General features: G+C 44.9%; 24 protein-coding genes. 17 read left to right on the top strand and 7 right to left on the bottom strand.

Annotated elements, in window-relative coordinates:
* Positions 1-1623, bottom strand: a complete 1623-nt coding sequence (locus tag DYE66_RS09210) for a malolactic enzyme (protein WP_002996757.1) — start codon at positions 1621-1623, stop codon at positions 1-3.
* Between the two features lie 155 nt (positions 1624-1778).
* Here DYE66_RS09210 and DYE66_RS09205 point away from each other — a divergent pair, with 155 nt between their 5' ends.
* Positions 1779-2663, top strand: a complete 885-nt coding sequence (locus tag DYE66_RS09205; RefSeq protein ID WP_115325134.1) for a LysR family transcriptional regulator — start codon at positions 1779-1781, stop codon at positions 2661-2663.
* A gap of 183 nt (positions 2664-2846) precedes the next feature.
* Here DYE66_RS09205 and DYE66_RS09200 read toward each other — a convergent pair whose 3' ends face one another.
* Positions 2847-3854 carry a GIY-YIG nuclease family protein gene (locus DYE66_RS09200; RefSeq protein ID WP_002996725.1) on the bottom strand — a complete coding sequence of 336 codons (1008 nt, stop codon included), beginning with the start codon at positions 3852-3854 and terminating at the stop codon, positions 2847-2849.
* An 892-nt stretch (positions 3855-4746) separates the two neighbouring features.
* Here DYE66_RS09200 and DYE66_RS09185 point away from each other — a divergent pair.
* The 15 genes from DYE66_RS09185 to DYE66_RS09110 all read left to right on the top strand — a co-directional run bounded on the left by DYE66_RS09185 (position 4747) and on the right by DYE66_RS09110 (position 19190).
* Positions 4747-5055 carry a hypothetical protein gene (locus tag DYE66_RS09185; RefSeq protein WP_002997207.1) on the top strand — a complete coding sequence of 103 codons (309 nt, stop codon included), beginning with the start codon at positions 4747-4749 and terminating at the stop codon, positions 5053-5055.
* A gap of 324 nt (positions 5056-5379) precedes the next feature.
* Complete coding sequence (locus DYE66_RS09180) at positions 5380-6669, top strand: peptidase U32 family protein (RefSeq protein WP_002996507.1); 1290 nt, start codon at positions 5380-5382, stop codon at positions 6667-6669.
* A gap of 151 nt (positions 6670-6820) precedes the next feature.
* Positions 6821-7033 carry a YdbC family protein gene (locus DYE66_RS09175; RefSeq protein WP_002996811.1) on the top strand — a complete coding sequence of 71 codons (213 nt, stop codon included), beginning with the start codon at positions 6821-6823 and terminating at the stop codon, positions 7031-7033.
* Positions 7034-7397: 364 nt separating this feature from the next.
* The gene (locus tag DYE66_RS09170; protein WP_002996792.1) at positions 7398-8225 is read left to right on the top strand and encodes a hypothetical protein; all 828 of its coding nucleotides are present in this window, start codon (positions 7398-7400) and stop codon (positions 8223-8225) included.
* Positions 8226-8493: 268 nt separating this feature from the next.
* Positions 8494-9837 carry an exodeoxyribonuclease VII large subunit gene (gene xseA / locus DYE66_RS09160; protein ID WP_002997326.1) on the top strand — a complete coding sequence of 448 codons (1344 nt, stop codon included), beginning with the start codon at positions 8494-8496 and terminating at the stop codon, positions 9835-9837.
* Complete coding sequence (locus DYE66_RS09155) at positions 9812-10036, top strand: exodeoxyribonuclease VII small subunit (protein WP_002997378.1); 225 nt, start codon at positions 9812-9814, stop codon at positions 10034-10036. Before xseA ends, DYE66_RS09155 begins: the two co-directional genes overlap by 26 nt.
* Positions 10029-10895 (top strand): polyprenyl synthetase family protein, encoded by an 867-nt coding sequence (locus DYE66_RS09150; RefSeq protein ID WP_002996466.1) that lies wholly within the window; start codon positions 10029-10031, stop codon positions 10893-10895. The genes DYE66_RS09155 and DYE66_RS09150 overlap by 8 nt, the downstream gene beginning before the upstream one ends.
* Positions 10888-11715: a TlyA family RNA methyltransferase gene (locus DYE66_RS09145; protein ID WP_002997273.1), complete on the top strand. Its 828-nt coding sequence runs from the start codon at positions 10888-10890 to the stop codon at positions 11713-11715. The genes DYE66_RS09150 and DYE66_RS09145 overlap by 8 nt, the downstream gene beginning before the upstream one ends.
* Positions 11702-12172: an arginine repressor gene (locus DYE66_RS09140; RefSeq protein WP_002996882.1), complete on the top strand. Its 471-nt coding sequence runs from the start codon at positions 11702-11704 to the stop codon at positions 12170-12172. The genes DYE66_RS09145 and DYE66_RS09140 overlap by 14 nt, the downstream gene beginning before the upstream one ends.
* 13 nt (positions 12173-12185) lie before the next feature.
* The gene (gene recN, locus DYE66_RS09135) at positions 12186-13841 is read left to right on the top strand and encodes a DNA repair protein RecN (RefSeq protein WP_002996752.1); all 1656 of its coding nucleotides are present in this window, start codon (positions 12186-12188) and stop codon (positions 13839-13841) included.
* Positions 13842-14074: 233 nt separating this feature from the next.
* Positions 14075-14599: a DUF6287 domain-containing protein gene (locus DYE66_RS09130; RefSeq protein WP_002997455.1), complete on the top strand. Its 525-nt coding sequence runs from the start codon at positions 14075-14077 to the stop codon at positions 14597-14599.
* 252 nt (positions 14600-14851) lie between these two features.
* A complete protein-coding gene (gene argC, locus DYE66_RS09125; protein ID WP_002997297.1) occupies positions 14852-15874 on the top strand; it encodes an N-acetyl-gamma-glutamyl-phosphate reductase in 1023 nt (340 codons plus the stop codon).
* A 175-nt stretch (positions 15875-16049) separates the two neighbouring features.
* Complete coding sequence (gene argJ / locus DYE66_RS09120) at positions 16050-17243, top strand: bifunctional glutamate N-acetyltransferase/amino-acid acetyltransferase ArgJ (protein ID WP_002997006.1); 1194 nt, start codon at positions 16050-16052, stop codon at positions 17241-17243.
* 24 nt (positions 17244-17267) lie between these two features.
* Entirely contained in the window at positions 17268-18002 is a 735-nt protein-coding gene (gene argB, locus DYE66_RS09115; RefSeq protein ID WP_002996830.1) for an acetylglutamate kinase, read from the top strand.
* 57 nt (positions 18003-18059) lie between these two features.
* Positions 18060-19190 carry an acetylornithine transaminase gene (locus tag DYE66_RS09110; RefSeq protein WP_115325133.1) on the top strand — a complete coding sequence of 377 codons (1131 nt, stop codon included), beginning with the start codon at positions 18060-18062 and terminating at the stop codon, positions 19188-19190.
* Positions 19191-19424: 234 nt separating this feature from the next.
* On the opposite strand, the gene DYE66_RS09105 is transcribed toward DYE66_RS09110, so the two are convergent.
* The 5 genes from DYE66_RS09105 to nrdH form a co-directional block, all read right to left on the bottom strand.
* Complete coding sequence (locus DYE66_RS09105) at positions 19425-20120, bottom strand: LrgB family protein (protein WP_002996487.1); 696 nt, start codon at positions 20118-20120, stop codon at positions 19425-19427.
* 3 nt (positions 20121-20123) lie between these two features.
* Entirely contained in the window at positions 20124-20486 is a 363-nt protein-coding gene (locus tag DYE66_RS09100; protein WP_002996746.1) for a CidA/LrgA family protein, read from the bottom strand.
* A gap of 231 nt (positions 20487-20717) precedes the next feature.
* Positions 20718-21677, bottom strand: a complete 960-nt coding sequence (nrdF, locus tag DYE66_RS09095) for a class 1b ribonucleoside-diphosphate reductase subunit beta (RefSeq protein WP_002996991.1) — start codon at positions 21675-21677, stop codon at positions 20718-20720.
* 411 nt (positions 21678-22088) lie between these two features.
* Entirely contained in the window at positions 22089-24248 is a 2160-nt protein-coding gene (gene nrdE, locus DYE66_RS09090; protein ID WP_002997226.1) for a class 1b ribonucleoside-diphosphate reductase subunit alpha, read from the bottom strand.
* Positions 24249-24330: 82 nt separating this feature from the next.
* On the bottom strand, positions 24331-24555 hold the full coding sequence (gene nrdH, locus DYE66_RS09085) for a glutaredoxin-like protein NrdH (RefSeq protein WP_002997382.1): 225 nt from the start codon (positions 24553-24555) through the stop codon (positions 24331-24333).
* Positions 24556-25046: 491 nt separating this feature from the next.
* Here nrdH and DYE66_RS09080 point away from each other — a divergent pair, with 491 nt between their 5' ends.
* Complete coding sequence (locus tag DYE66_RS09080; protein WP_002996544.1) at positions 25047-25310, top strand: phosphocarrier protein HPr; 264 nt, start codon at positions 25047-25049, stop codon at positions 25308-25310.
* The last annotated feature ends 1 nt before the right edge of the window (position 25311 follow it).

Genomic DNA, 25311 nt, shown 5'->3' with positions numbered 1-25311 from the left:
TTAGTATTGAGGATACCACTTGAGGTCACGCACGGCCTTGGCCATATCGGTTTCTTTAGCCTGTGCTAGTCCTTGTTCTTGAGCCATCTTAGCGACAGCTTCGGCCACCTTGATAGAAACTTCAGCCACGTATTGGAATGGTGGAAGCACAGGAGCCCCTGCTTGGCCTGGGTCAACCAGACCACTGAGGGAATGAGCTGCTGCCCCGATCATTTCATCGGTCAGGAGCTTGGCTTCAGATGCCAACATACCAAGCCCAAGGCCTGGGTAGATGAGCGCATTGTTGGCTTGACCAATTTGATAGTCAACACCCTTGTAGGAAACCGTTCCAGAAGGCACACCTGTTGCGACAAAAGCCTTACCGTCAGACCATTGAATCACTTGCTCAGCCGTAGCTTCCAATTTCTTGGTTGGGTTAGAGATTGGGAAGATAACTGGGCGCTGCGTATTTTGACACATAGCCTCAACCACTTCCTTGGTGAAGGCACCAGCATCGGTAGAAGTGCCGACCAGGATGGTTGGTTTAACGGTCTTGATAACTTGGAGCAGGTCGGTCAGCTCATCAGCATTAGCAAAGTCGGCACGCTTCTTGGCAAATGGTTTTTGAGCTGGCGTCAAATCGTCCATATCGTCAAAGAGCAGACCCTGTTGGTCAATCATAAAGAAGTGTTTGTAGGCTTCTTCTTCAGAAAGACCTTCGGCTACCATTTCGGCGTGAACCCGTGACGCAATACCAGCACCAGCAGAACCGCCACCGTAGCAGAGGTAGACTTGGTCAGTTAATTTTTCACCAGTGATGTCCAGAGCACCAAAGATACCACCGAGAACCACGATACCAGTTCCTTGGATATCATCGTTGAAGGTTGGAATGTCTTTCTTATACTTATCAAGAATGGTTGCGGCATTAGAGCGACCGAAGTCTTCCCAGTGCAGGTAGAGTTTAGGAAAGAGACTTTCTGCGGTTTGGACGAATTTATCGATGAAGTCGTAGTACTTGTCACCGCGCACCCGTTGGTGACGGTTACCCAGATACATGGGGTCATCCAAGAGTTCTTGGCGATTGGTACCGGCATCAATCACTAAAGGCATGACAGATGCTGGGTCGATACCAGCAGCAGCGGTATAGACCATCAGTTTACCGACAGAGATATCCACCCCTTGGACACCCCAGTCACCGATACCCAGAATCCCTTCGGCATCGGTCGCCACAATCAAGCGAATATCTCGGTCGCCAGCCGCATTTTTCAGGGTTTCTTCAATATTTTCTGGATGGTTGATGTCCAAATAAGCGGCATACTGGGGATCGACGAAAAGTTGGCTGTAGTTCTCAATGGTGTCAGCGATAGTTGGATCGTAGACGATTGGGTTGAACTCAACAATATGTTGGTTGAAGAGGTAGTAGAAGAGGGTGCGGTTGGTATTGAAAATTTCCATCAAGAAAAGGCGTTTTTCCAAATCCGATGGTTTTTGCAGGTAGTGCTGGTAGGCTTGGTCAGCCTGTTCTTCAATCGTTTGAACATAAGGTGGTAAGAGACCAATCAGGCCATTTTCTTTACGTTCTTCCATAGTGAAGGCAGTCCCTTTGTTAATGAAAGGGTTGTTTAAAATTTCATGTGCTTTCATGAATCAGTTCTCCTCTGATTAAAATTTAATTGGGTAACTCTCGACGAGTTGTCGCCATTATAGCCCCCAAAAATTCTTATAGTCAAACAGGAGAATTATTATAAATTTTATTTATAAGGACTAGTGCATGTGGTAAAATAAGGCTGGAGGCCCTCATGAATTTAAAAGATTTTTACTATTTTCAAGAATTAGCCAAACTCAATTCCTTTACGGCGGTGGCCCAGTCTTTTAAGGTCAGCCAGCCCACCATTACCTATGCAGTCAAGAGGTTGGAAGACTATTTCAATTGTGACCTTTTTATTAAGGATCCCTCCCATCGCTCGGTTATCCTAACCCAGCAGGGGCAAATTTTAGCCCAACATATTGAGCATATTTTAGAAGAAGTCAGGCAATCCAAGAAGGAAATTGGGCGGGCCAATCAAAAGGTCATCAAGCTTGGTTTTCCTCCTATTATCCGTGCTAGAATACTCTCCCAGCTGATTGGCCGAGGGGCAGACCTCTCCTTTTTATCAGCCTTTAGCATGGTGGGAGACGGATCCCTTGACCTCTTGCAGGAGCTGGTTGTTGGCGATTTAGATTTCAGTCTGCTAGGTAGCCTGCGGACTTTGGACCATCCCAAGCTAGTGACCAAGGAACTCTATCAACGCTCCTTTTACATTATGGTCTCGGAAAAGCACCCTCTGGCCAAGAAAAAAAGCCTCTCCTTCCAAGAGGTTCTGAGCGAATCCTTTATCCTCTTGGATGAAGGCCATACCCATCTTGAAGCCTTTAACCAGCTAAATGAAAAATACCACAACCAGGCCAAGGTCCTCCTCAAACTCAGTGAAGTCTCCATGATTGGCCAGTTAGTCCGTGAGAATTTAGGCCTCATCTTCCTGACCGATTTTGTCCTCTTCTCCGACATTGAGGGCCTAGTCAAAATCCCCCTCGTCCCAGAGGATAATTTCACCTTTCATGTCTCCTATGCCTATCCCAAACAGGCCCTTCTGGCTGATGCTACCAAGCAACTGATTGAACTCCTGGAGGTGGTTAAGGAGTGAAAAGGACAGGATTTGTTATGAAAAAACTTATTAAATCGACTCTAGATTAGAAAAAATGGCTTAATAAGTAAAAAACTTTCCATCCTAGGTCGAAGATAAATTAGAGAAAAACTATGGTCTGTTTTTTCTTTTGCTTTGATAGAACAAAAAAATTGAAAATAAAACAAGGAGCAGGCACCTAGCCTACTCCTTATTCTTATGTTCTTGAATGTATTCTAATTTTTCGTCTCGAGTCTTGAGTTTGAATTTGGCTTCAGCCGACATGGCGGCGTTCTTGTGGTTGAAGGTCTCGTAATAGAGCAAGTCGACTGGCAAGCGTGACTTGGTGTATTTGGCTCCCTTACCGGCATTGTGGGTGGCCAGACGTTTGTCCAAATCGGTCGTATAACCGGTATAGAGGCTACCATCGGCACACTTGAGAACATACATATAATAGGCCTTGTGGTTGGGACCAAAATAGATGTCATGAATGGCATCGGTGTAGTCACCATTAGGCTTGTGAACAACCAGCGGTGGCAAAATCTTGAGCCCGTCAGGCGAGCCATCCTTAATGGCTTCAACCAGAATCATATTGGCTTCCTTATCGGCCTTGGGATAGACAAACTGAACCCGCTTAGGTGCCAACTTATATTTTTTCAGGGTGTCCAGGATTTCTAAAAAGCGGTCGGGTCTGTGGACGAGAGCTAAGCGTCCCTTGGTTTTCAGGGCCTGTTGGCTGACCTGACAAATTTCTTCAAGGTTGGTGGCAATTTCATGGCGAGCCAAGAGGTAGTGCTGGCTGGCATTTTTCTTAGAGGTCTTTGTCGCCTTAAAATAGGGCGGATTGCAGAGAATCAGGTCCACCTTTGAGCGAGGGGTGTGGTCCATGAGATTTTTTAGGTCATCGTTAATCATGGTCACTTGCTCAGAAAGTCCATTGAGCTCAATGGAGCGCTGGCCCATATCTGCCAGCCTTTCCTGCAGTTCCACCTCCATAATCTTGGCCTTGGTTTTGGTGGAAGCAAAGAGGCCAACCGCCCCGTTGCCAGAGCAGAGGTCAACAATCAGTCCCTTGGCAGGAAATTTGGGAAAACGAGAAAGCAGAACCGAATCCACTGAGTAGCTAAAAACTTCCTTGTTTTGAATAATTTTTACATCAGTTGAGAAGAGCTGGTCAATACGCTCCCCCTTGAGCAGATTTTTCTTAGTCATGGGAATTATTATAGCACGCTTTGCCCGCTAGGCCTAGGGCTGTAGTTTGTCGGGACTAGCAGACAGAGAAGCAGGAATGTTCAGCCTAAGAGCTGGCATCATAAATTTGACCAATCTTCTTGCCAATAAAAAACGATCCAGTAAATTTTCACCTAGCCAGCTGTGGGAGGAGAAGAGGTCATAGGCCATTATCGGAGGATTATGGACCATCATGGTTCTAGGGGGCAGGCAACCAGATCTTGAATCAGAAGAAAAAGTAAAGCAGGTGAAGAGCCCGGCCTGATTGGCTCAGTAGGCATTTATAGAAAGGCAGAAACCTATCATGAAGTACAATCTTTTTATTCTTTGGCTACTTTTGGTCATTTTAACGACCATTTTCAATAGGCGTTCCAAAAATGAGAAATTAAAGGCCCTATTTTCGGTCTCCCTATTCTTATTGATAATACTTCTAGCCCTCTATGCCCTGACTTGTTCTGGTCTTAGACGAAGGGGGCTATGGACCATATTTACTACTATCAGCTTCATGATGACTAAAGGATAAAAAAGTTGTTCCTATCTGACGAGTGTTAGGATGGATGGGGAGAACAAGTTCTATTGGCCAATTTTGCCTAGTCCCAAAGGGAACTAATAGTGTAAAAATCAAAGACGAAACTATAATTCAACCCTTGCTTTTTTGTTATTGTCTTGTAATTTGTTTAGTAGCTAAGGCCCCCCATCTTTAGCATTAATTGTCAGAAAATTTATGTTTTTTTATGGAATATTAACGTTCTAATTAAAGCTTCCGAGAAGGTCTTGATTGAGAAAAAATTAAGTGATAGGATGAGGGACGTAAAAGATTTCGTTGCTAGAGAGACTTGCTGAAACTCTGGTGACTTAGAATAAAGAGAATTTTATGAATACAGCAGCATTGGATACCATGGCTTTTGATAAGTTTGAAGTAGCGGATATGGATTATTTGACATCTATTGAAGCTGGAAGTTTTAGTTGGAAGAGCTTCAACGATGCCGTAGGTAATGGAGGACTTGCCGGAGCTGCTACCGGTGCTACCGAAGGAGCTATGGTAGGAGCAATGGGAGGGACTGCCGTTTGTCCTGGTGTAGGAACTGTAACAGGTGCATTTGCTTGTGGTGTTGCAAATGGATTTATTGGTGCAATCGTTGGTGGAATTGGCGGAGGCGTGAACTATTTACTGAATTGCTGAGGTTAATATGAAATATTACATTACGGGAGCTATCACAGCGCTAGTTGTCATAATAATTATACAGTTGGTCAATCGGAAAAAACCAAAATAACTTGTTGTGAAGATTATCTTTGGTTACCTCAGGGTAGCTAGCTATCTGCACAAGAAACTAATGATAAAGTACTAGGAATCTAGTCTCAGCTAGGTTCTTTTTGTCTGATCAGGCCAATTGCTCTGTCGTTTGGACCAGCTCCTTTCCTTGATTTTTAGGGGGATTTGCTTTAGAATGGAAGAGCTAAAAAAGAAACTTGGCGATTGATTTTTTCAATCGCAGAGGAGATAGATATGTCAACAAATGTCAAGAAACGTCCTGAGGTGCTCTCACCGGCTGGGACCTTGGAAAAATTAAAGGTTGCCGTTCTCTACGGGGCCGATGCTGTCTTTGTTGGTGGCCAACAGTATGGCCTACGTAGTCGAGCTGGTAACTTTAGCATGGAAGATATGCAAGAAGGGATTAACTTTGCCCATGAGCATGGGGCTAAGGTCTATGTAGCGGCCAATATGGTCACCCACGAAGGCAATGAGCAGGGAGCTGGCGCTTGGTTCCGCCAATTGCGAGACATGGGACTGGATGCGGTCATCGTCTCTGACCCAGCCCTGATTGAGATCTGTGCGACCGAGGCACCAGGTCTGGACATTCACCTGTCCACTCAAGCCTCAGCTACCAATGTTGAAACCTTCAAATTCTGGAGCAACTATGGCCTGACTCGGGTTGTTCTAGCTCGTGAGGTTAACATGGAAGAGCTGGCAGAGATTCGCCGTCGGACCGATGTCGAAATTGAAGCCTTCGTCCACGGGGCTATGTGTATTTCTTATTCAGGTCGCTGTACCCTGTCCAATCACATGAGCCACCGCGATGCCAATAGGGGCGGTTGTTCCCAATCCTGTCGCTGGAAGTATGACCTCTATGATATGCCTTTTGGCCAAGAGCGGCAAAATCTTAAGGGAGAAATTCCCGAGGACTACTCCATGTCAGCCGTTGATATGTGCATGATTGAGCATATTCCAGATATGATTGAAAATGGTGTGGATAGCCTGAAAATCGAAGGTCGGATGAAGTCTATCCACTACGTCTCAACCGTAACCAACTGCTATAAGGCAGCGGTGGATGCCTATATGGAAAGTCCAGAAAAATTTGAGGCTATCAAGGAGGACTTGATTGACGAACTCTGGAAGGTGGCCCAACGCGAATTGGCTACTGGCTTCTATTACCAAACGCCAACTGAAAACGAGCAACTCTTTGGGGCCCGTCGCAAGATTCCTCAATATAAATTTATCGCAGAGGTTGTCTCTTTTAATGAGAAGACCATGACGGCCACCATTCGCCAGCGTAATGTTATCAAGGAAGGTGACCGGGTTGAGTTCTACGGTCCAGGCTTCCGTCATTTTGAAACCAACATCGAAGACCTACATGATGCCAAAGGCAATAAAATTGACCGCGCCCCAAATCCTATGGAACTCTTGACCATCACAGTTCCCCAGGCTGTTCAACCAGGTGACATGGTTCGGGCCTGTAAGGAGGGACTGGTTAACCTCTATCAAAAGGACGGCTCTAGTAAAACCGTTCGAGCTTGAGCTAGGTTTTCTGAGCAATTACGAATAGATAAGTGAAGCCGTCTGCAGGTGTTAGATAAGTCCAGCTAGGCGGCTTTATTTAAAAGTTAGCGACAGTCAGATAAGCGAACCGATAACGCTCGATTATCTGGCTTATTGAAAGGATAAACCTATGGCAGAATTTACATTTGAAATTGAAGAAAAGCTCTTGGTACTCTCGGAAAATGACAAGGGCTGGACCAAGGAACTCAATCGGGTGAGCTTCAATGGGGCCCCAGCCAAGTACGATATTCGTTCTTGGAGCCCCGACCACACTAAGATGGGCAAGGGCATTACCTTGACCAATGAGGAGTTTAGGACCCTAGTTGAAGCCTTTAAAAACTAATGCTCAATAAAAATCAAAAATAGCCAAGGCAACGAACTGCAGGCAGTACTTGGGTACGGCAAAGTGAGTTAACGATGGATAGTTTTGATTTTTGAAGAGTATAAGATCATCTGAGGAGGCCCTGCCCAAAAAGCAGTGGTCGCCTTTTTTTGTGACTCCATTTGCCCAGCCTCTAAAAAGTCAAAATCCTCTCACAGCTACAAGATTTTCCAATCAGCACCACCTCAAAATGTTTGGTGGTAAGAAAGTAAAAGGTTAAGGACCTTTGTCCTTGCCCCTGTCTTTAACAGTATTATCTTGACAAAGTTTTCTGAAAGAGGTTACAATATTAAAAGTAAGCCAAGGAAAAAGGAACAGGTGGCCAATGAAAGAATTTGAGGATGATTACAGGCAGGCAATCGGTAAAAGCGGTGTCCAGGGTCTGGGAGACCCTAGAGTTAAAAAGGAATTGAAAGATCGCGTCACCCGTCTGCAAGATTCTCTAGCCTCTGCTAGCGATGACCAGTCCCGTCAGGAGATTAAGTTTCTTCTGGATAGAGCCAAGGGCGATTATCAGAAGTATGTGACGGCTGAGAAGAAGATGGTAGCAAAGATTCGTTACGATATGCGCTTGCAGGAAACCTATGCCAAAAAGAAGAAGCAACAGACGACCATCATCATTGCTTCTATTGTAGGTGTTCTTTTGTTGGCACTCTTTATCTTTTTGCATTTTAATGCCTCCCACCGTGCTGCTCAGAACGAGGCAGCAGCCAAGGCCGCCTTCCAGCAAAAGTCCAGCCAAGCTTCCTCCAAGCCAGATGCCGGAGATACCTTGGGAGATGCTGAATTGCTTCCCAAAAATCTCATCGGCACTTGGACGGGAACACAGGGTGGGGCGACCATTAGTTTGACCTTTGCTGAGGATGGAACGGTCAGCGTGACGACTCAACTCAGCGATGGTAGCTACACGCAAAACTCTGGTGCTATTACCTCAACCCTCCCCGTTGATGACACGACCTTTAGGGTTGTCCAAGCATCGGGAAATGTTTTTCCAGGTCAATTGACAACGGGCTCAGGTTATGACTTAGGCTATAAGTTGAGTGATGATGGTCAGACCCTCTACCCTATCCAATGGGAGAATCAAGGCGGTCAAGATATTGACTATAGCCAGTATAAGTATGACAAGGCTAATGCCTTCACCAAATCAAAATAAATTTTCATAGGCTAGCCAGTCAGGCTGGCTTTTTTGCGCCATTTCGCTGGGCTCAAGGATACCAGCTAATCAGCTTACAGAAAATGCAAAGCTGTTTGAGGAAATGACAGCCAGCTTTCTTGGTTCTAGCTAAGGCTGGCTGACCCTGTATAAATTTGAAAGTTTCCCCCTTTTTAAGCCTAATAATATACATTTTCATGGCTCTCTTAGCTAAATTTTGCTATAATATAAACTAACATTTACTCTTGAAAGAGTTGGGAGGTAGCCCTTGTCGGATTATTTGTCAGTCAGTTCTCTGACTAAATATCTTAAATTAAAATTTGACCGAGATCCATATCTGGAGCGGGTTTATCTGACGGGACAGGTTTCCAACTTCCGCAAACGGCCCAACCACCAATACTTTTCCCTCAAGGATGAGAAGGCTGTCATTCAGGCCACCATCTGGGCAGGTGTCTTTCGCAAGCTAGGTTTTGAGCTTGAAGAGGGCATGAAGATTAATGTTGTTGGTCGTGTCCAACTCTACGAGCCCAATGGTTCCTACTCCATCATTATTGAGCGAGCTGAGCCAGATGGCATTGGCGCTCTGGCTGTCCAGTTTGAACAACTCAAGAAAAAGCTGACTCAGGCTGGTTATTTTGCGGCCGAGCACAAGCAGGCCCTGCCACAATTTGTAAAAAAGATTGGCGTGGTTACGTCCTCTAGCGGGGCTGTTATTCGCGACATCATCACAACGGTTAGCCGACGCTTCCCGGGGGTGGAAATCCTTCTCTTTCCCACCAAGGTTCAGGGTGAGGGCAGTGCTCAGGCTGTAGCTGAAAATATTGCCCAGGCTAATCAAAGAGAGGACCTGGACCTTCTCATTATTGGTCGGGGGGGCGGTTCGATTGAGGACCTCTGGGCCTTCAATGAGGAAGTCGTAGTCCAGGCCATTTTTGAATCCCGTCTGCCTGTTATTTCTAGTGTTGGTCACGAAACGGACACAACTCTGGCAGACTATGTGGCCGATAGACGGGCAGCCACGCCAACAGCAGCCGCTGAATTGGCTACGCCTGTTACCAAGGCTGATATTCTGGCTTGGTTGCGAGAGGCTGGACAAAGGGCCTATCAGGCCACCAATCGCAGGATTGGCCAAGAGGGTGAACGACTGGCTAAATGGAGTCAATCGGTTATCTTTCGCCAACCGGAGCGACTCTATGATGGTCATGCGCAAAAGCTGGATCGCTTGACAGATGATTTAAGTAAGCAAATGCGTTACCGCTTAAGCCAGGCCCAGCAAGATCAGGGCCTGCTTAGCCAAAGGCTTGCCAGTATTGATTTGCAGGGGCGTTTACAGCTAGTAAAAGAGCGCCTATCTCAGCAGGAACGCCTGCTCAAGGCCAATATGGCCAATCAATATGATAGCCGCCTGGCTCGTTTTGAAAAGGCTCAGGATGCCCTCTTATCCCTAGATACCAGTCGGATTGTGGCTCGAGGCTATGCCATTGTCCAAAAAGATAAGAAGCCCATTACTAGTGTCACGGACCTCAAGCAGGGGGACCAGTTGACCCTGCAGATGAAGGATGGTCAAGTAGAAGTAGAGGTGGAAAATGCCAAGCAAGAAAAAAACATTTGAAGAAAATTTACAGGATTTAGAAGCCATCGTCACTAGATTAGAGAACGGCGATGTGCCCTTGGAAGAGGCTATTTCGGAGTTTCAAAAGGGCATGGTGCTTTCTAAGAATTTGCAAAAGACTCTAGAGGACGCTGAAAAGACCCTGGTTAAGGTCATGCAGGCCGATGGTAGTGAAGCAGAAATGGAAACAAATGACTAAGCTTGAAAAAATTGATGCTGCTTTGAAGGAGTTTTATGAGCAGAGCCAGGTTTCCCCAAGACTTATGGAGGCTATTCTCTATTCGGTCCATGCAGGTGGGAAACGAATCCGTCCCTTGCTTCTTTTGGAGACCCTAGAAGGTTTCGGAATTGAGCTGACCAAGGCCCACTATCAGGTCGCAGCTGCCCTTGAGATGATTCATACCGGCAGTCTGATACATGATGACCTGCCGGCCATGGATGATGATGATTACCGTCGGGGGCGTCTGACCAACCACAAGCAATTCGATGAGGCAACAGCTATTTTAGCAGGGGATAGTCTTTTTCTGGATCCTTATGGCTTGATTGCCCAGACAGACTTGCACCCCAGTATTGCTCTGGCCTTGATTGCTGACTTATCCCAGGCTTCAGGAAGCTTTGGTATGGTTGCTGGTCAGATGTTGGATATTGAGGGGGAAGAGCAGACCCTGACCCTAGATCAGGTTTATACCATTCACAGTCACAAGACCGGTAAACTTCTAGCCTTTCCTTTCAAGGCAGCTGGCCTTCTAGCCCAGCAGGATTCAGCAATTCTGGCCCAGCTGGAAGAAGTTGGCCTCCTGGTTGGTACAGCCTTCCAGGTTCGGGATGACATTCTTGATGTGACCGCTTCTTTTGAAGAGTTGGGGAAAACGCCTCAGAAGGATGTGGCAGCGCAAAAGGCCACCTATCCTAGCCTTCTTGGGTTGGAGCAATCCTACAGCATCCTGAATGATTCCCTTGATAAGGCAGGGGCTATTTTCCATAAACTAGAAGTAGATAGGGACTTTAATCCTGAGAAGATTTTAAAAATACTAGAAAGGTTGCGTCTCCATGCCTAAGGAAAGAGTAGACGTTCTTGCCTATAAGCAGGGGCTCTTTGATACTAGGGAGCAGGCCAAACGGGGAGTCATGGCTGGCCTGGTTGTCGGCCTGCTTGACGGTCAACGCTTTGATAAACCAGGTGAAAAAATTGCCGATGACACAGAGCTACGTCTCAAGGGACAAAAGCTCAAGTATGTCAGTCGCGGTGGCCTCAAATTAGAAAAGGCCCTCCAAGTTTTCGACATTTCGGTTGCTGGCCTGACAACTCTTGATATTGGTGCCTCAACTGGTGGCTTTACCGATGTCATGTTGCAAAATGGGGCCCACTTAGTCTATGCGGTTGATGTCGGCACCAACCAGTTAGTCTGGAAATTACGGCAAGATCCAAGAGTCATCAGCATGGAGCAGTACAATTTTCGTTATGCCCAAGCCCAAGATTTTAAAGAGGGGTTACCCACCTTTGCCTCCATCGATGTCAGCTTTATCTCGCTTGAGCTTATCCTGCCAGCCTTGGCTAGTCTGTTGACTGAGGGCAATCGGGTCATTGCCCTAGTCAAGCCCCAATTTGAGGCTGGCCGCTCCCAGATTGGCAAGCATGGCATTGTTAAGGAAAAATCAGTCCACATCGCGGTCCTGGAGAAGGTGACGGATTTTGCTCTCGATTTTGGCTTTACTTGTCAGGGGCTGGATTTTTCTCCCATTCAGGGTGGCCATGGCAACATTGAATTTTTGCTCTACCTAAAAAGAAGTGACCAAGCTCAAAATTTGATTAGGTCTGCCATTATACCAACAGTAGAAAAAGCACACGAGGAATTTAACAAGAATGAAAAAGCATGAACGTTTAGATCTTCTGCGTAAAATTGTTTTAGAAAATGAAATTGAAACCCAGCACGACTTGGTTGCCAAATTAGAGGCCCATGGTCTCAAGTCAACCCAGGCGACCATTTCCCGTGACATCAACAGTCTCGGTATCATCAAGGTGCCAGGTAAGTCTGGCAAGTATGTCTATGGCCTATCTAAGGAGTCAGCTCGCAAACTCATGACCCCGCTTCAGCAGGCCTGCGAGAATATCAGAGACTTGTCTGACCCAATCAAGGGCCTGGAACGGATGATTGCTATCTCGGTCGTGCCGGGTAATACCAGATACCTAAAGCGCCTCTTGATAAAGGACTACCAAGAGGAGATCTTTAGCATTATTGCGGATGATGATTCGATCTTACTGATTATGAAATCAGCCAAGCAGGCCAAAGAATTGGGCCAAAATTTACGAAACTGGGTGCAGCAACACCACTAATTGAGGACAGCCTATGTTATTAGAAATTTCCATTAAGAATTTTGCCATTATTGAGGAAATTTCCCTCAATTTTGAGAAGGGGATGACAGTCCTAACAGGTGAGACCGGTGCAGGTAAATCCATTATTATTGACGCCATGAACATGATGCTGGGGGCTAGAGCCAGTACGGAAGTTATCCGCCACGCTGCCCCAAAGGCTGAGATTCAGGGCTTTTTCACGGTAGAAGAAAGTCCGGCCCTCAGCCAGGTCATGGAGGAACATGGCATTGATTTTAGTGATGAACTGATTATTCGACGGGAAATTTTTCAAAATGGCCGGAGCGTCAGTCGGATCAATGGTCAGATGGTCAATCTAAGTACCCTGCGCTCGGTTGGCCAATATTTGGTGGATATCCATGGCCAGCATGACCAAGAAGAATTGATGAAGGCTCCCCAGCACATCAAACTTCTAGATGAGTTTGGGGATGAGAACTTTCAAGCCAGCAAGAGAGCCTATCAGACTAGTTTTGAGGCCTATCGCACCCTTCGCAAGCGGGTCCTTGACAAGCAGAAGAATGAGCAGGAACATAAGGCTCGGATTGAAATGTTAGAATTCCAGTTGGCTGAGATTGAGGCTGCTGACCTTAAACCAGGCGAGGATGACAAGCTCAACCAGGAGCGCGATAAGTTACTTAACCACAAGAATATTGCGGATACCCTGACCAATGCCTACGCCATGCTGGATAATGAGGATTTTTCCAGTTTGACTAATGTTCGCTCGGCCATGAATGACCTGCAAACGATTGAGGATTTTGATTCTGACTATAAAGAGGTCTCGTCCAGTCTGGCTGAAAGCTACTACATCCTAGAAGATGTCACCAAGCAGTTATCCGACATCCTTGATAATCTTGATTTTGATGGCAACCGCCTCAATAGCATTGAGGATCGTCTCAATGTCATCAATACCATTACTCGAAAGTACGGTGGCGGTGTTGATGATGTTTTAGACTATCTTGCCACAATCAGTAAGGAATACGACCACTTGACAGGCAATGACCTTGACAGCGATGACTTAGAAGGTCAGCTCAAAACCTTGGAAAAAGACCTGTTGACGTCCAGTCAAGATCTGAGTCAGAAACGGCATGAGCTAGCCCTAATCCTAGAAAGGGAAATCAAACAGGAGTTGACAGACCTCTACATGGAAAAGGCAGACTTTCAAGTAAAATTCAGCAAGTCTAAGTTTAATCACGAGGGCAATGAGCAGGTGGAATTTTACATCTCAACCAACCCTGGAGAAGGCTTCAAACCACTAGTTAAGGTAGCCTCTGGCGGAGAATTGTCGCGACTGATGTTGGCAATCAAATCAGCCTTTGCTCGCAAGGAAGACAAGACTTCCATTGTCTTTGACGAGGTTGACACAGGCGTGTCAGGGCGGGTTGCTCAAGCTATTGCGCAAAAGATTCATAAGATAGGAAGTCACGGTCAGGTTCTGGCCATTTCCCATCTTCCTCAGGTAATCGCAGCAGCCGACTATCAATTCTTTATTGAAAAAGAGAGTAAGGATGACTCGACCGTCTCCACCGTCCGTCTCCTGACAAAAGAAGAAAGGGTAGAAGAGATTGCCAAGATGTTGGCTGGTAACCAAGTTACCCAGGCAGCCCTGAGTCAGGCTAAAGAGCTCCTCAAATAGAAAATCTTATTGAACTACTAAAGAGGCTGATGAATTCTCATCGGTCTTTTCGTTTTCAAAATTAAAAAAATATTCTAATACTACTTGTCAAATCAAGAAATAGATGGTAGAATAATTCCTGCATTTGAGAGAGATAGGGAAAAACAGAAAAATAGTATTGGCATACTAATATTTTGTTAAAAATTTTCTCTAAACTACTAGATATAGTATTTGAAGTTTGGGGGTGACACAAGATGTTGATGACAGTATCAAATGTGCTAAAAGGGACTAAAGAAAGAGATAAAAATCTAAGATTTGATATGCAACTGGCTCTTCTCATTATTGTTGGAATTCTAGTTGCATTTGGCCTGGGTTCAATGGAACACAAGGTCAGCTCAGATACTTCTTCGTCAGAACATCCTGTCGCCCAAACGACTGGTAAGATTTTGCCCTTAGATGTTACCGGTGTCCTCAATGGTGATTACTCAACTGTTGTCGGAACCTGGAAAAGTGAGTCCGGTGCAAGTATTACTTTTGATACGGCCGGTCAAGTCACCTATAAAAGCAAAAAAGGCAAAATTAGTAAGGGCCAAATTTACAATGCTCGCCTCTTGGATGGCCGTTTGGAAGCACAATTCCAAACCAAGGGGGGAGATGTGGTTAGCATCTTCCTTCTACCAACAGGCACGGCTAGTAAATATGAAGGCCAGACCTATCAGTCCGATGCTGTTCTAGTCAATTCCAAAACCTCAGATGACAAACATCCCTTTTACAGATAAATTATGCTTTCCCATTGATGAGTTAATGAGCCTAGGTTCATTAGCTCTTTTTTATTGGACTTTAATCCCTTTCGCTCCTTGTGGGAAAAAACGCAAAACTATCACCATAAAAGGAAAAGGCGAACAATAAGATTAGAATAAATAGAAAATTATTATTTATGCATAATTTTACTTTTTTTATCAAAAAAGACTTGACATTTATACAAAAACACCTTAGAATAATCACATATTTATTCATTACGAGGTGAGGAAATGAAGGTAGCTATTGTCGGTGTAACAGGATATAGCGGGCTGGAGCTGGTCCGTCTCTTGGCTCAACACAGCCAGGTTCAAGTGGCCTCCATCCATGCTACTAAAGAGATTGGTCAGAAGCTCTCTGACCTATATCCTCATCTAAAAGGTATCTGTGATCTAGAGATTGAAGAATTTCAAGCTCTGAATATTATACAAAATACAGATCTTGTCTTCTTTGCGACACCTAGTGGAGTGGCCAAGGAGGCATCGGAGGTCTTTGTCCAGCATGATTTCCCCCTTATTGACCTTTCGGGGGATCACCGCTTATCGGCTTCTAGCTATGAAAAGTGGTATGGCAAGGAGGCAGCCAGCCCTGCTATTTTGAACAAGTTTTCTTATTCTTTAGCAGAATTTGCTGAGGGGCCTATTGGAAAATTCATTTCCAATCCCGGATGCTATGCTACAGCAACAGAATTGTCCTTGATTCCACTTATGAATTGGGACAAGGTAGACTTGGACTCTATCATTGTAGATGCTAAGAGTGGATTGACAGGGGCAGGAAAGAAGTTGGCTGAGTCGAGTCACTTTGTCAATGTTCATGATAATTATATGACCTACAAGGTCAATCAGCACCAGCATATTCCTGAGATTGTTCAGGAGCTAAAGAAATTCAATCCTGATTTTCAGCACCTGCAATTTTCAACCTCTCTTTTACCTATCAACCGTGGGATTATGGCAACTGCCTATATCAGGTTGACCAAGGACGCTAGCTGGGAAGAAATTCGGCAAGTCTATCAGAAATTTTATGCAGACAAACCTTTTGTTCGTCTGCAAGCTGGTCTGCCTAACCTCCACGATGTTTTGGGGTCTAATTATACGGACATCGGTTTTGCTTATAATCCTACAACCAAGGTTCTGACCGTGGTCTCTGTTATTGATAACCTAGTCAAGGGGGCTGCTGGCCAGGCCATTCAAAATATGAATCTGGCTTTTGGCTTTGACCAAGAAGATGGTCTCCTGTCAGGTCCAAGCTATCTCTAAGATAGACAAAAAAGCGGGGAAATCCCTCCATGAAAGCAAAGGAGGGCGAGTTTCATCCCCTTATTCTTGAAGATTAGATTGGTTCTGTTTAAGGGTAGGCTCTTTATGAGCAGTTGCCAGAGACTTCTGGCAGAAGCTGATGCAAGACCAGCTCACTATTTAAAAGGAGAAAATGATGGAAATACTTAACGGAAATATTGCTAGCCCTCTAGGCTTTTCGGCTGATGGTTTACATGCTGGCTTTAAAAAACGCAAGCTGGACTTTGGTTGGATTGTTTCGGAATGTCCAGCCAGTGTTGCTGGTGTCTATACGACCAACAAGGTCATTGCAGCTCCCTTAATTGTGACCAAACAATCGGTGGAAAAAGCTGGCCAAATGCAGGCTATTGTCGTCAATTCAGGGATAGCTAATTCCTGTACCGGTGTTCAGGGCATGGATGATGCTCGGGAAATGCAAGCGTTAACAGCCGAGAAATTGGGTCTAGCCCCTGAACTGGTTGGCATCGCATCAACGGGAGTCATCGGTGACCTTCTGCCCATGGGTACCCTGAAAGCAGGCCTGTCTAAGATTGTCATCAATGGGAATGCTGATGACTTTGCCAAGGCCATTTTGACAACGGACACCCAGACCAAGACGGTGGTTGTCAGTCAAGATTTTGGCAAGGATACTGTTACCATGGCAGGTGTTGCCAAAGGTTCAGGGATGATTCATCCCAATATGGCTACCATGCTAGGCTTTATCACCTGTGATGCTAATATTTCAAGTAGCACCCTGCAGAAGGCCCTATCCAGCAAGGTGGAGACAACCTTTAACCAAATTACGGTGGATGGCGATACTTCAACTAACGATATGGTTCTGGTCATGGCTAATGGCTGTGCCAAAAATGATGAAATTCTCCCTGATACGCCTGAGTTTGACCAATTCCTTGCCATGTTGGAATATGTCATGGCAGGTCTGGCTAAGAAAATTACCCAGGATGGTGAAGGGGCTACCAAGCTTATCCAGGTTGATGTTGAGGGAGTAGAGAGTGCTCTAGATGCTCGTATGCTGGCCAAATCGGTTGTGGGTTCCAGCCTAGTTAAGACGGCCATCTTTGGTGAAGACCCAAATTGGGGCCGGATTCTTGCCGCTCTGGGTTACGCTGGGGTTGACATTCCAGTAGACAATATTGATATTTATCTGGGACATTTGCCAGTCATGTTGGCCTCTAGTCCGGTTTCCTTTGATAGTGAGGAAATGGACGAGATTATGCAGGCAGATGAAATTCAGATTAAGGTTGACGTCCACGCTGGTCATCAGTCTGGTCGGGCTTGGGGCTGTGACCTCTCCTACGATTATGTAAAAATCAATGCCCTCTATCGGACCTAATCAAGAGTCTAAGAAAGGATTGCCATGTCGAATACAATCGTTATAAAAATTGGTGGCCGGGCCAGCCAGAACTTGACCGATGATTTCCTCCAACAGCTGGCTAGCTGGAAGAGTCAGGGAAAATCCCTAATCGTTGTTCATGGTGGTGGCTATGCCATCAACCAACTCATGGAAGAAGCCCAAATTCCTGTTAAAAAGATTGACGGCTTACGGGTGACAGACAGTCAGTCCTTGGGCTTAGTCAAGACGGCCTTGGTTGAGGTGGTTGGAAAAAATATTCTTGCCAGCCTGACTCAAGCTGGACTCCCTGCTCAACAGGTTCTAGAACAATTACCAGACCTTGTTGAAGCAGAATTTCTGGACCAAGCCAAATATGGTTATGTGGGTCAAATTAGTCAGATTCATGGTCAGGCGCTGGAGTCTCTATTGGAAGAAGGGGTAATTCCTCTGATTCCATCCGTGGGTTATCAAGAAGGGCAAACCTTACTTAACATCAATGCTGATTACCTGGCAAGGGGGCTTGCCATTGCCCTTCAGGCAGAAAAATTGATTCTCATGACCGATGTTCCTGGTGTCAAAGAAAATGGCCAAGTTCTGCCTAGCTTAAAAATCGACCAAATTTCTCATAAGATAGAGGCAGGAATCATCACAGGTGGCATGGTTCCAAAACTAGAAAGTGCAGCCCAAACGGTTCAGGCAGGTGTTAATCAGGTACTAATTAGTGATAATTTGGCCAGTGGCACCCTGATTGAAGCCTAGCTAGGTCAGCAGAGTAAACATGAAGAGAGCGGTAGTATCACATTTTTGGAGGTTAAGATGAGCAAGTTATTTTCAAATTACAAAAGAGCAGACATCGAATTTGTCAAGGCTCAAGGCAATGAATTGATTGATAGTCAGGGCAAACATTACTTAGATTTTTCAACAGGTATCGGGGTCACCAATCTGGGATTTCATCCGCAAGTTAAGGCGGCCTTGGAAAAACAGGTCCAGGAAATCTGGCACACGCCCAACCTCTATCAAAATAGCCTGCAAGAAGAGGTGGCTAAGAAGCTAATCGGTGATTACGATTATCTGGCCTTCTTCTGTAATAGTGGTGCTGAAGCCAATGAGGCTGCCATTAAGATTGCCCGTAAGGCTAGTGGAAAGCAGGGCATTATTACTTTTGAAAATTCCTTCCATGGTCGGACCTTTGGCTCTATGTCGGCAACTGGCCAAGATAAGATTAAGACCGGGTTTGGTGATGCCGTCCCCCATTTTAGCTATGCCAAATTCAATGATTTGAACTCTGTTAAGGCTTTAGTCAATGAAGATACCGCTGCTGTCATGCTGGAGATGGTTCAGGGAGAATCTGGAGTTCTTCCAGCAGATCAGACCTTTGTCCAAGAGCTAGCTAGCTTTTGTCAGGATAAGGGCCTCTACCTGATTGTTGATGAGGTCCAAACAGGAATGGGTAGAACAGGTACGCTCTTCTCTTTTGAGCACTACGGTATCATTCCCGATATTGTTACCCTAGCCAAGGGGCTGGCTAACGGTGTTCCAGTCGGAGCCATGCTGGCCAAGTCGTCCTTGAGCCCGGCCTTTTCATACGGTAGCCACGGCTCCACCTTTGGTGGCAATAAGTTGGCCATGTCAGCCAGCTCGGCTGTTCTTGATCTTATGAGGGCACCAGGTTTTCTCGACCAAGCTTGGGAAAATGGGAATTATCTCCAAGACCAGCTCAAAAAGGCCTTAGGCGCTAATCCCAAGGTCAGTGATATTCGTGGTCTGGGTTATATGATTGGTATCCAGACGACCGAAAATTTGGCAGACCTGGTCCAGGCAGCTCGTGATGAGGGTCTGATTGTTCTGACGGCTGGAACCAATGTCATTAGACTCCTGCCACCTCTGACCCTGAGTAAGGAAGAGATTGATCAGGGCGTGGCTATCCTAGCAGAGATATTTCGCTAGACAAAAAAGAAATAGGACCTGAGACACACAGTTATACTCAATAAAAATCAAAAATAGTCAAGGCAACGAACTGCAGGCTGTACTTGGGTACGGCAAAGTGAGTTAACGATGAATAATTTTGATTTTTGAAGAGTATTAATTGTCACCAGCCAGGTGGTTACAGAAAAAAGCATAGCCAATCGTGAAGACTGGCTATGCTTTTTGGAATAAGTTGATTTCCATTAAGAAAAGTCTTTATTTCAAAATCAACTGGGCCACAATCGGGCTGATGATGACATACATGACACCAGTGATACCGATGGCTAGGCCTGCCATAGCTCCTTGAATCTGACCGTATTTGAGGGCTGCGCCTGTTCCAATAGCGTGACCGGTTCCACCTAGGGCCAAGCCAAAGGCAATAGGGTCTTTAATCTTGAAGGCCTTGAGGACAGAAGGGCCGATGACACTGGTTAAGATACCTGTCATCACCACGACCGCTAGGGTCAGAGTCGTCAGCCCACCCATTTTCTGACTAATACCGATAGCCATGGCCGTCGTAACTGATTTTGGAAAAAGAGAGACCGCAAAGAAGAAGTCCAAGCCAAAAAACTTTGCAATCAAAGCCGTGTAGATGGTATTAAGGAGCGTAGCAATCCCAGTTCCCAGAAGAATACTGCGATAGTGGTGCTTCATCAAGGGGAAATTCCGATAGAGAGGGATGGCCAAAGCAACTGTCGAGGGGACAATTAGAGAATTGAGATAAACGCCACCCTTGTAATAATCGGCATAGGAAATCCCAGTCACCTTTAAAAAGACGATGAGGACGACCGTTGCCACTAGGAGGGGAGTCGTGGCGGGATGAGGAAAGCGCCTAAAGATTAAAAGGCCAATCAGATAGGCAAAAATTGACAAGGAGAGACCAAAGATGGGATTAGTATAAATAGTTGACATGACTTACCCCTTATAATCGCCTTCGAAGCGACTCTTTATCCAGGAAACGACAAAGCCGATGGTCAATAGATTCAAGACTAAGGCCCCTAGCGTAATGATTAAAATAGGCAGGAGATTAGGAATAATGACATTGAAATATTGCATAATACCTACACCAGCTGGCAAAAAGAGAATGGTCATATTGTTGAGTAAAAATTTACCTACCGTATAGATATGCCGCAGCCTCACCAGCTTTAATTCTAAGGCGATAAAGAGAAGAATTAAACCGATAATACTGCCTGGTACAGGCAACTTAAAGACCGTTGAAATAATTTCTCCAGCCAGGGAAAACAGAAGAATAATCATGAACTGGACGTATAATTTCATAGGAGCCCCCTCAAAAATCTAATCTTACAATCAGTTTACTACTATGAAAAAATAATGCAAGACGGTGAAACGTTTTTAGAGAAAGTATGAAAACATTCAGGCCTAGTTGGAACAAAAGAAAGACCTTCCCAAGTCGTTGGGAAGATTATAGGCTTTAAAATCAGAACCTGAAAGCTTTACCAAGTTCTGATTTTTGTTGAGTAGTAAAGCAGGTCTAAGCGAGATTTTTACTTAGAGTCCGTAGTTATAATCATCATCTTGCATAGCTTCAACAGTACCCAGGAGATAACCGTTACCAACTTGCGAGAAGAAGTCGTGGTTTGAGGTACCTGTTGAAATACCATTCATGACGATGGGGTTGACGTCATCAGCTGTATCAGGGAAAAGAGGATCCTGACCAAGGTTCATCAGGGCCTTGTTGGCATTGTAGCGCAGGAAGGTCATGACTTCCTCGGTCCAGCCAACCTCATCGTAGAGGGTCTTGGTGTAGAGCTCTTCATTTTCATAGAGTTGGTAGAGAAGGTCATACATCCAATCGCGAAACTCGGATTGTTCCTCTTCGGACAACTCATTGAAGCCCAGTTGGAACTTATAGCCAATATAGGTTCCGTGGACGGATTCATCCCGAATAATCAACTTAATGATTTCAGCCACATTGGATAACTTATTGTTACCCAAGTAGTAGAGGGGCGTGAAGAAGCCTGAGTAGAAGAGGAAGGTTTCTAGGAAGGTTGAAGCCACCTTCTTTTGGAGAGCGCCCCCGTGCAGATAGATTTCATTGATAATCTCTGCCTTCTTTTGCAGATACTCATTATTATTGGTCCAGTCGAAAATTTCTTCGATTTCAGACTTGGTGTTGAGGGTCGAGAAGATGGAGGAGTAGGACTTGGCATGGACCGACTCCATGAATTGGATATTGTTGAGGACAGCTTCCTCGTGTTGGGTACGAATGTCACCACGAATGGCTTCAACACCTGTTTGGGATTGCATGGTATCCAGCAGGGTCAAGCCACCGAAGACCTTACCCACCAAGTCTTTTTCCGCTTCTGAGAGCTTGCGCCAGTCATCCAAATCATTGGAAAGCGGAATCCGCGTATCCAGCCAAAATTGCTCCGTCAACTTTTCCCAGGTTGACTTATCAATCACATCTTCAATTTCATTCCAGTTAATGGCTTTATAGTATGTTGTCATAATATTGTTCCTAAAGTAGTTGTATAGATTAGACTTGTTCGGAAGGCATATTGATTTAAATCAAATTTATTATTTTGATATTTTCTTAGGTAGTGCGGACGGAAGCGACCGCCGTCGGCGTTCCATTCCTATTTTCTGAGCCTAGGGTCTCAAAAAATCCATTATAAGTGACACCGATGGTATCACTTATAATGCCACTACAGCGAAAATATCGTCTAGGTTCAATTTGTTCACCTCTACCACCCTAAACTATAAATTAAATAGCCCTATTTTTTCTTCTAAGGGGGATTTGAGGTAAGTAAACTTATTTCGAACAAGTCAATTATTGGTACGTTTAGTTATAAACTTGTATTTTAAATTCCAAGCTAAGCATTGTCGGGTTATTAGTGGCTTTAGACACAATAAGTCTCACTAAATCACACAGCTTTCACACTGATTAGCGCCAACTTCATCACCGTTATCGGTAAAGGTGCGGATGTAGTAGATGGACTTGATACCCTTGTTGAAGGCGTAATTCCGCAGGATGGACAGGTCGCGCGTGGTTTGCTTGCTTTCAGTTTTCCATTCGTAGAGCTCCTGTGGCAATTCACTGCGCATGAAGAGAGTCATAGACAGTCCTTGATCCACATGCTCGGTTGCAGCGGCGTAAACATCAATAACCTTGCGCATATCCATATCATAGGCCGAGGTGTAGTAGGGGATGGTATCAGTTGAAAGTCCACTGGCAGGGTAGTAGATCTTACCGATTTTCTTTTCCTGACGTTCTTCAATCCGTTGGATAATAGGGTGGATAGAAGCCGACACATCGTTGATGTATGAAATGGATCCATTTGGTGCGACAGCCAGGCGGTTTTGGTGGTAGAGACCATCCTTCATCACAGCCTGCCGCAAGGCTTCCCAATCCCCAGCTTGAGGAATAAAATGCTTGGCAAAGAGTTCCTTGACCTTAGCAGATTTTGGTTGGAATTGGCCAGTTACATATTTATCAAAGTAAGTACCATCCGCATACTTAGACTTTTCAAAGCCTACAAAGCTTTGGCCACGTTCACGGGCGATAGCGTTAGATTCCACCAAGGTCCAATAGTTCATCAGCATGAAGTAGATGTCAGTAAACTCAATGGATTCAGGGCTACCATATTCCATATGATGGCGAGCCAAGAAGGAGTGGAGTCCCATAGCTCCCAGACCAAAGGTGTGGGCTTGGGCGTTACCATTCTTAATGGTTGGCACGGCTTCGATATTTGAAGAATCGGTGACAAAGGTCAAAGCTCTGGTCATAGCCTTGATAGAGCGACCAAAGTCAGGAGAGGCCATCATATTGACAATATTGGTTGAGCCCAAATTACAAGAGATGTCGGTACCCATTTGAACAAATTCCTGAGCATCGTTAATCAGACTAGGCTTTTGCACCTGGAGAATTTCCGAACAGAGGTTGGACATGACAATCTTTCCGTCAATCGGGTTAGAGCGATTGGCCGTATCCACATTGACGACGTAAGGGTAGCCAGATTCTTGTTGGAGTTTAGAAATCTCTGTTTCCAATTCACGGGCAGAAATTTTCGTCTTAGTAATATTAGGATTAGCCACCAGCTCATCATACTTTTCAGTGATGTCAATGTAGTTGTATGGAACCCCATATTCTTTTTCGACCGTATAGGGACTAAAGAGGTACATATCCTCATTCTTGCGGGCTAATTCATAGAATTTATCAGGTACAGTCACACCCAAGGACAAGGTTTTTACCCGAATCTTTTCATCGGCATTTTCCTTCTTAGTGGATAAGAAGCTGAGAATATCTGGGTGGAAAACATCCAGATAAACGACCCCAGCCCCTTGGCGTTGGCCCAGTTGGTTAGAGTAGGAGAAGCTATCTTCAAAAAGCTTCATAACAGGAACAACGCCGGAAGCCGCCCCTGCATAACCCTTGATAGGAGCTCCAGCTTCCCGCAGGTTACTGAGGGAAATTCCAACCCCACCACCGATACGAGACAGCTGCAGGGCTGAGTTGATGGAGCGGCCGATAGCGTTCATATCATCGGTCACCTGAATCAAGAAACAAGATACTAATTCACCGCGGCGGCTGCGCCCGGCATTGAGGAAAGAAGGGGTTGCTGGCTGATAACGTTGAGCAATCATTTCCCTAGCTAAATCCTGAGCCAAAACTTCATTACCATCAGCGAAGTAGAGGGCATTAAAGAGCACCCGGTCTTCAATGCTTTCCAGATAAGCAGTTCCATCGTTGGTTTTAAGGGCATACTGTTGGTAGAATTTGTAGGCCGCCATAAAGGATTGGAAATGAAAGTCTGCTTCCTGCAGGTCTTTAGCTAGGCTCTCAATAAATTCTGACTTGTATTTCCCAATAAATTCAGCTTCGATATAATCATTTTCAATCAGATAGTTGATTTTCTGGCTGATAGAATCAAAGACCATGGAGTTGGGAAGGACATTTTCCTTGAAGAAGGCCTCCAAGGCCTCCTTATCCTTATTAAGAGGGATTTGGCCATTGACTGGTCGGTTAATTTCATTATTGAGGCGGAAGTAGGAGACATCGCCTAAATTTTTGAGACTCATAGTTTTTCCTTCTCTATTCGTTTTGATTTTTGCTTAAGAAGGACCAAGCCCACTTGCTGGACTTGGCCATTTTATTTATTCCCTAGACAATTTCCTTCAATTTAGCTGGTTGGAAACCTGAGAAGGTCACATCGCCAGCCTCAATAACTGGTGCTGCTGTGAAACCTAGACTTTTAACGTAGTCAATTTTTTCTGGGTACTCATCAATGTTGATTTCCTCATAGTCAGCCCCATTTTGATCCAAGAATTTCTTGGTCATCTTGCATTGCATACAGTTGTTTTTTGAAAATAATGTGATTTGTGACATTGTTCTCTCCTCTTATTTAGTACTTTCCTAGGATACCCAAATCGTCCTAAAAAATCAAGCGATTTTACTCAAAAAACACAATATTTTGTGTTTAAGCTAAAGTTAACCCCCAACATCTTGTGGTTACTTTCATTCATTAAAATATCTATTCTAAGGCTAGTCCCAGCAAGGGCTCAGCAAGATTGTCCCTTAAAATGAATGGCATTTTTCTTCTATATAGATAAATAAGCCTTAGAACAGTTAGCCAAAAATGCCCCTCCTCTTTGTCGCTTGCCTAGAAATATTACTTGCCCGCTTTCAGAAAAACAAGAATTTTTTTCTGAAGGGAAGCCTTGAAAACTCGGTCTGAAATAATTGGGAAAAGGGTTTCAATTTTTTATGTAAAGTTGGTTTAAGTCTTGAAAATGACAGGGTGATGTGATATAATCCTATTTTGTAAGGGTTATCATAAGATAGTCCAAATATTTACATTAGAAAAAAGGAGAACCACTATGGCTTCTAAAGATTTCCACATTGTTGCAGAAACAGGTATTCACGCACGTCCAGCTACCTTGCTTGTTCAAACAGCTAGCAAGTTTGCTTCAGACATTACTTTGGATTACAAGGGTAAATCAGTAAACCTTAAATCAATCATGGGTGTTATGAGCCTTGGTGTTGGTCAAGGTGCTGATGTTACTATCTCAGCTGAAGGTACTGATGCTGATGATGCTATCGCAGCTATCGAAGAAACAATGACAAAAGAAGGATTGGCATAAG

The sequence above is a fragment of the Streptococcus downei MFe28 genome, from assembly GCF_900459175.1.
GTDB classification, from domain to species: Bacteria; Bacillota; Bacilli; order Lactobacillales; family Streptococcaceae; genus Streptococcus; species Streptococcus downei.
The sequence above is the reverse complement of the archived record's forward strand: the minus strand, read 5'-3'. Positions and strand labels throughout refer to the sequence as shown.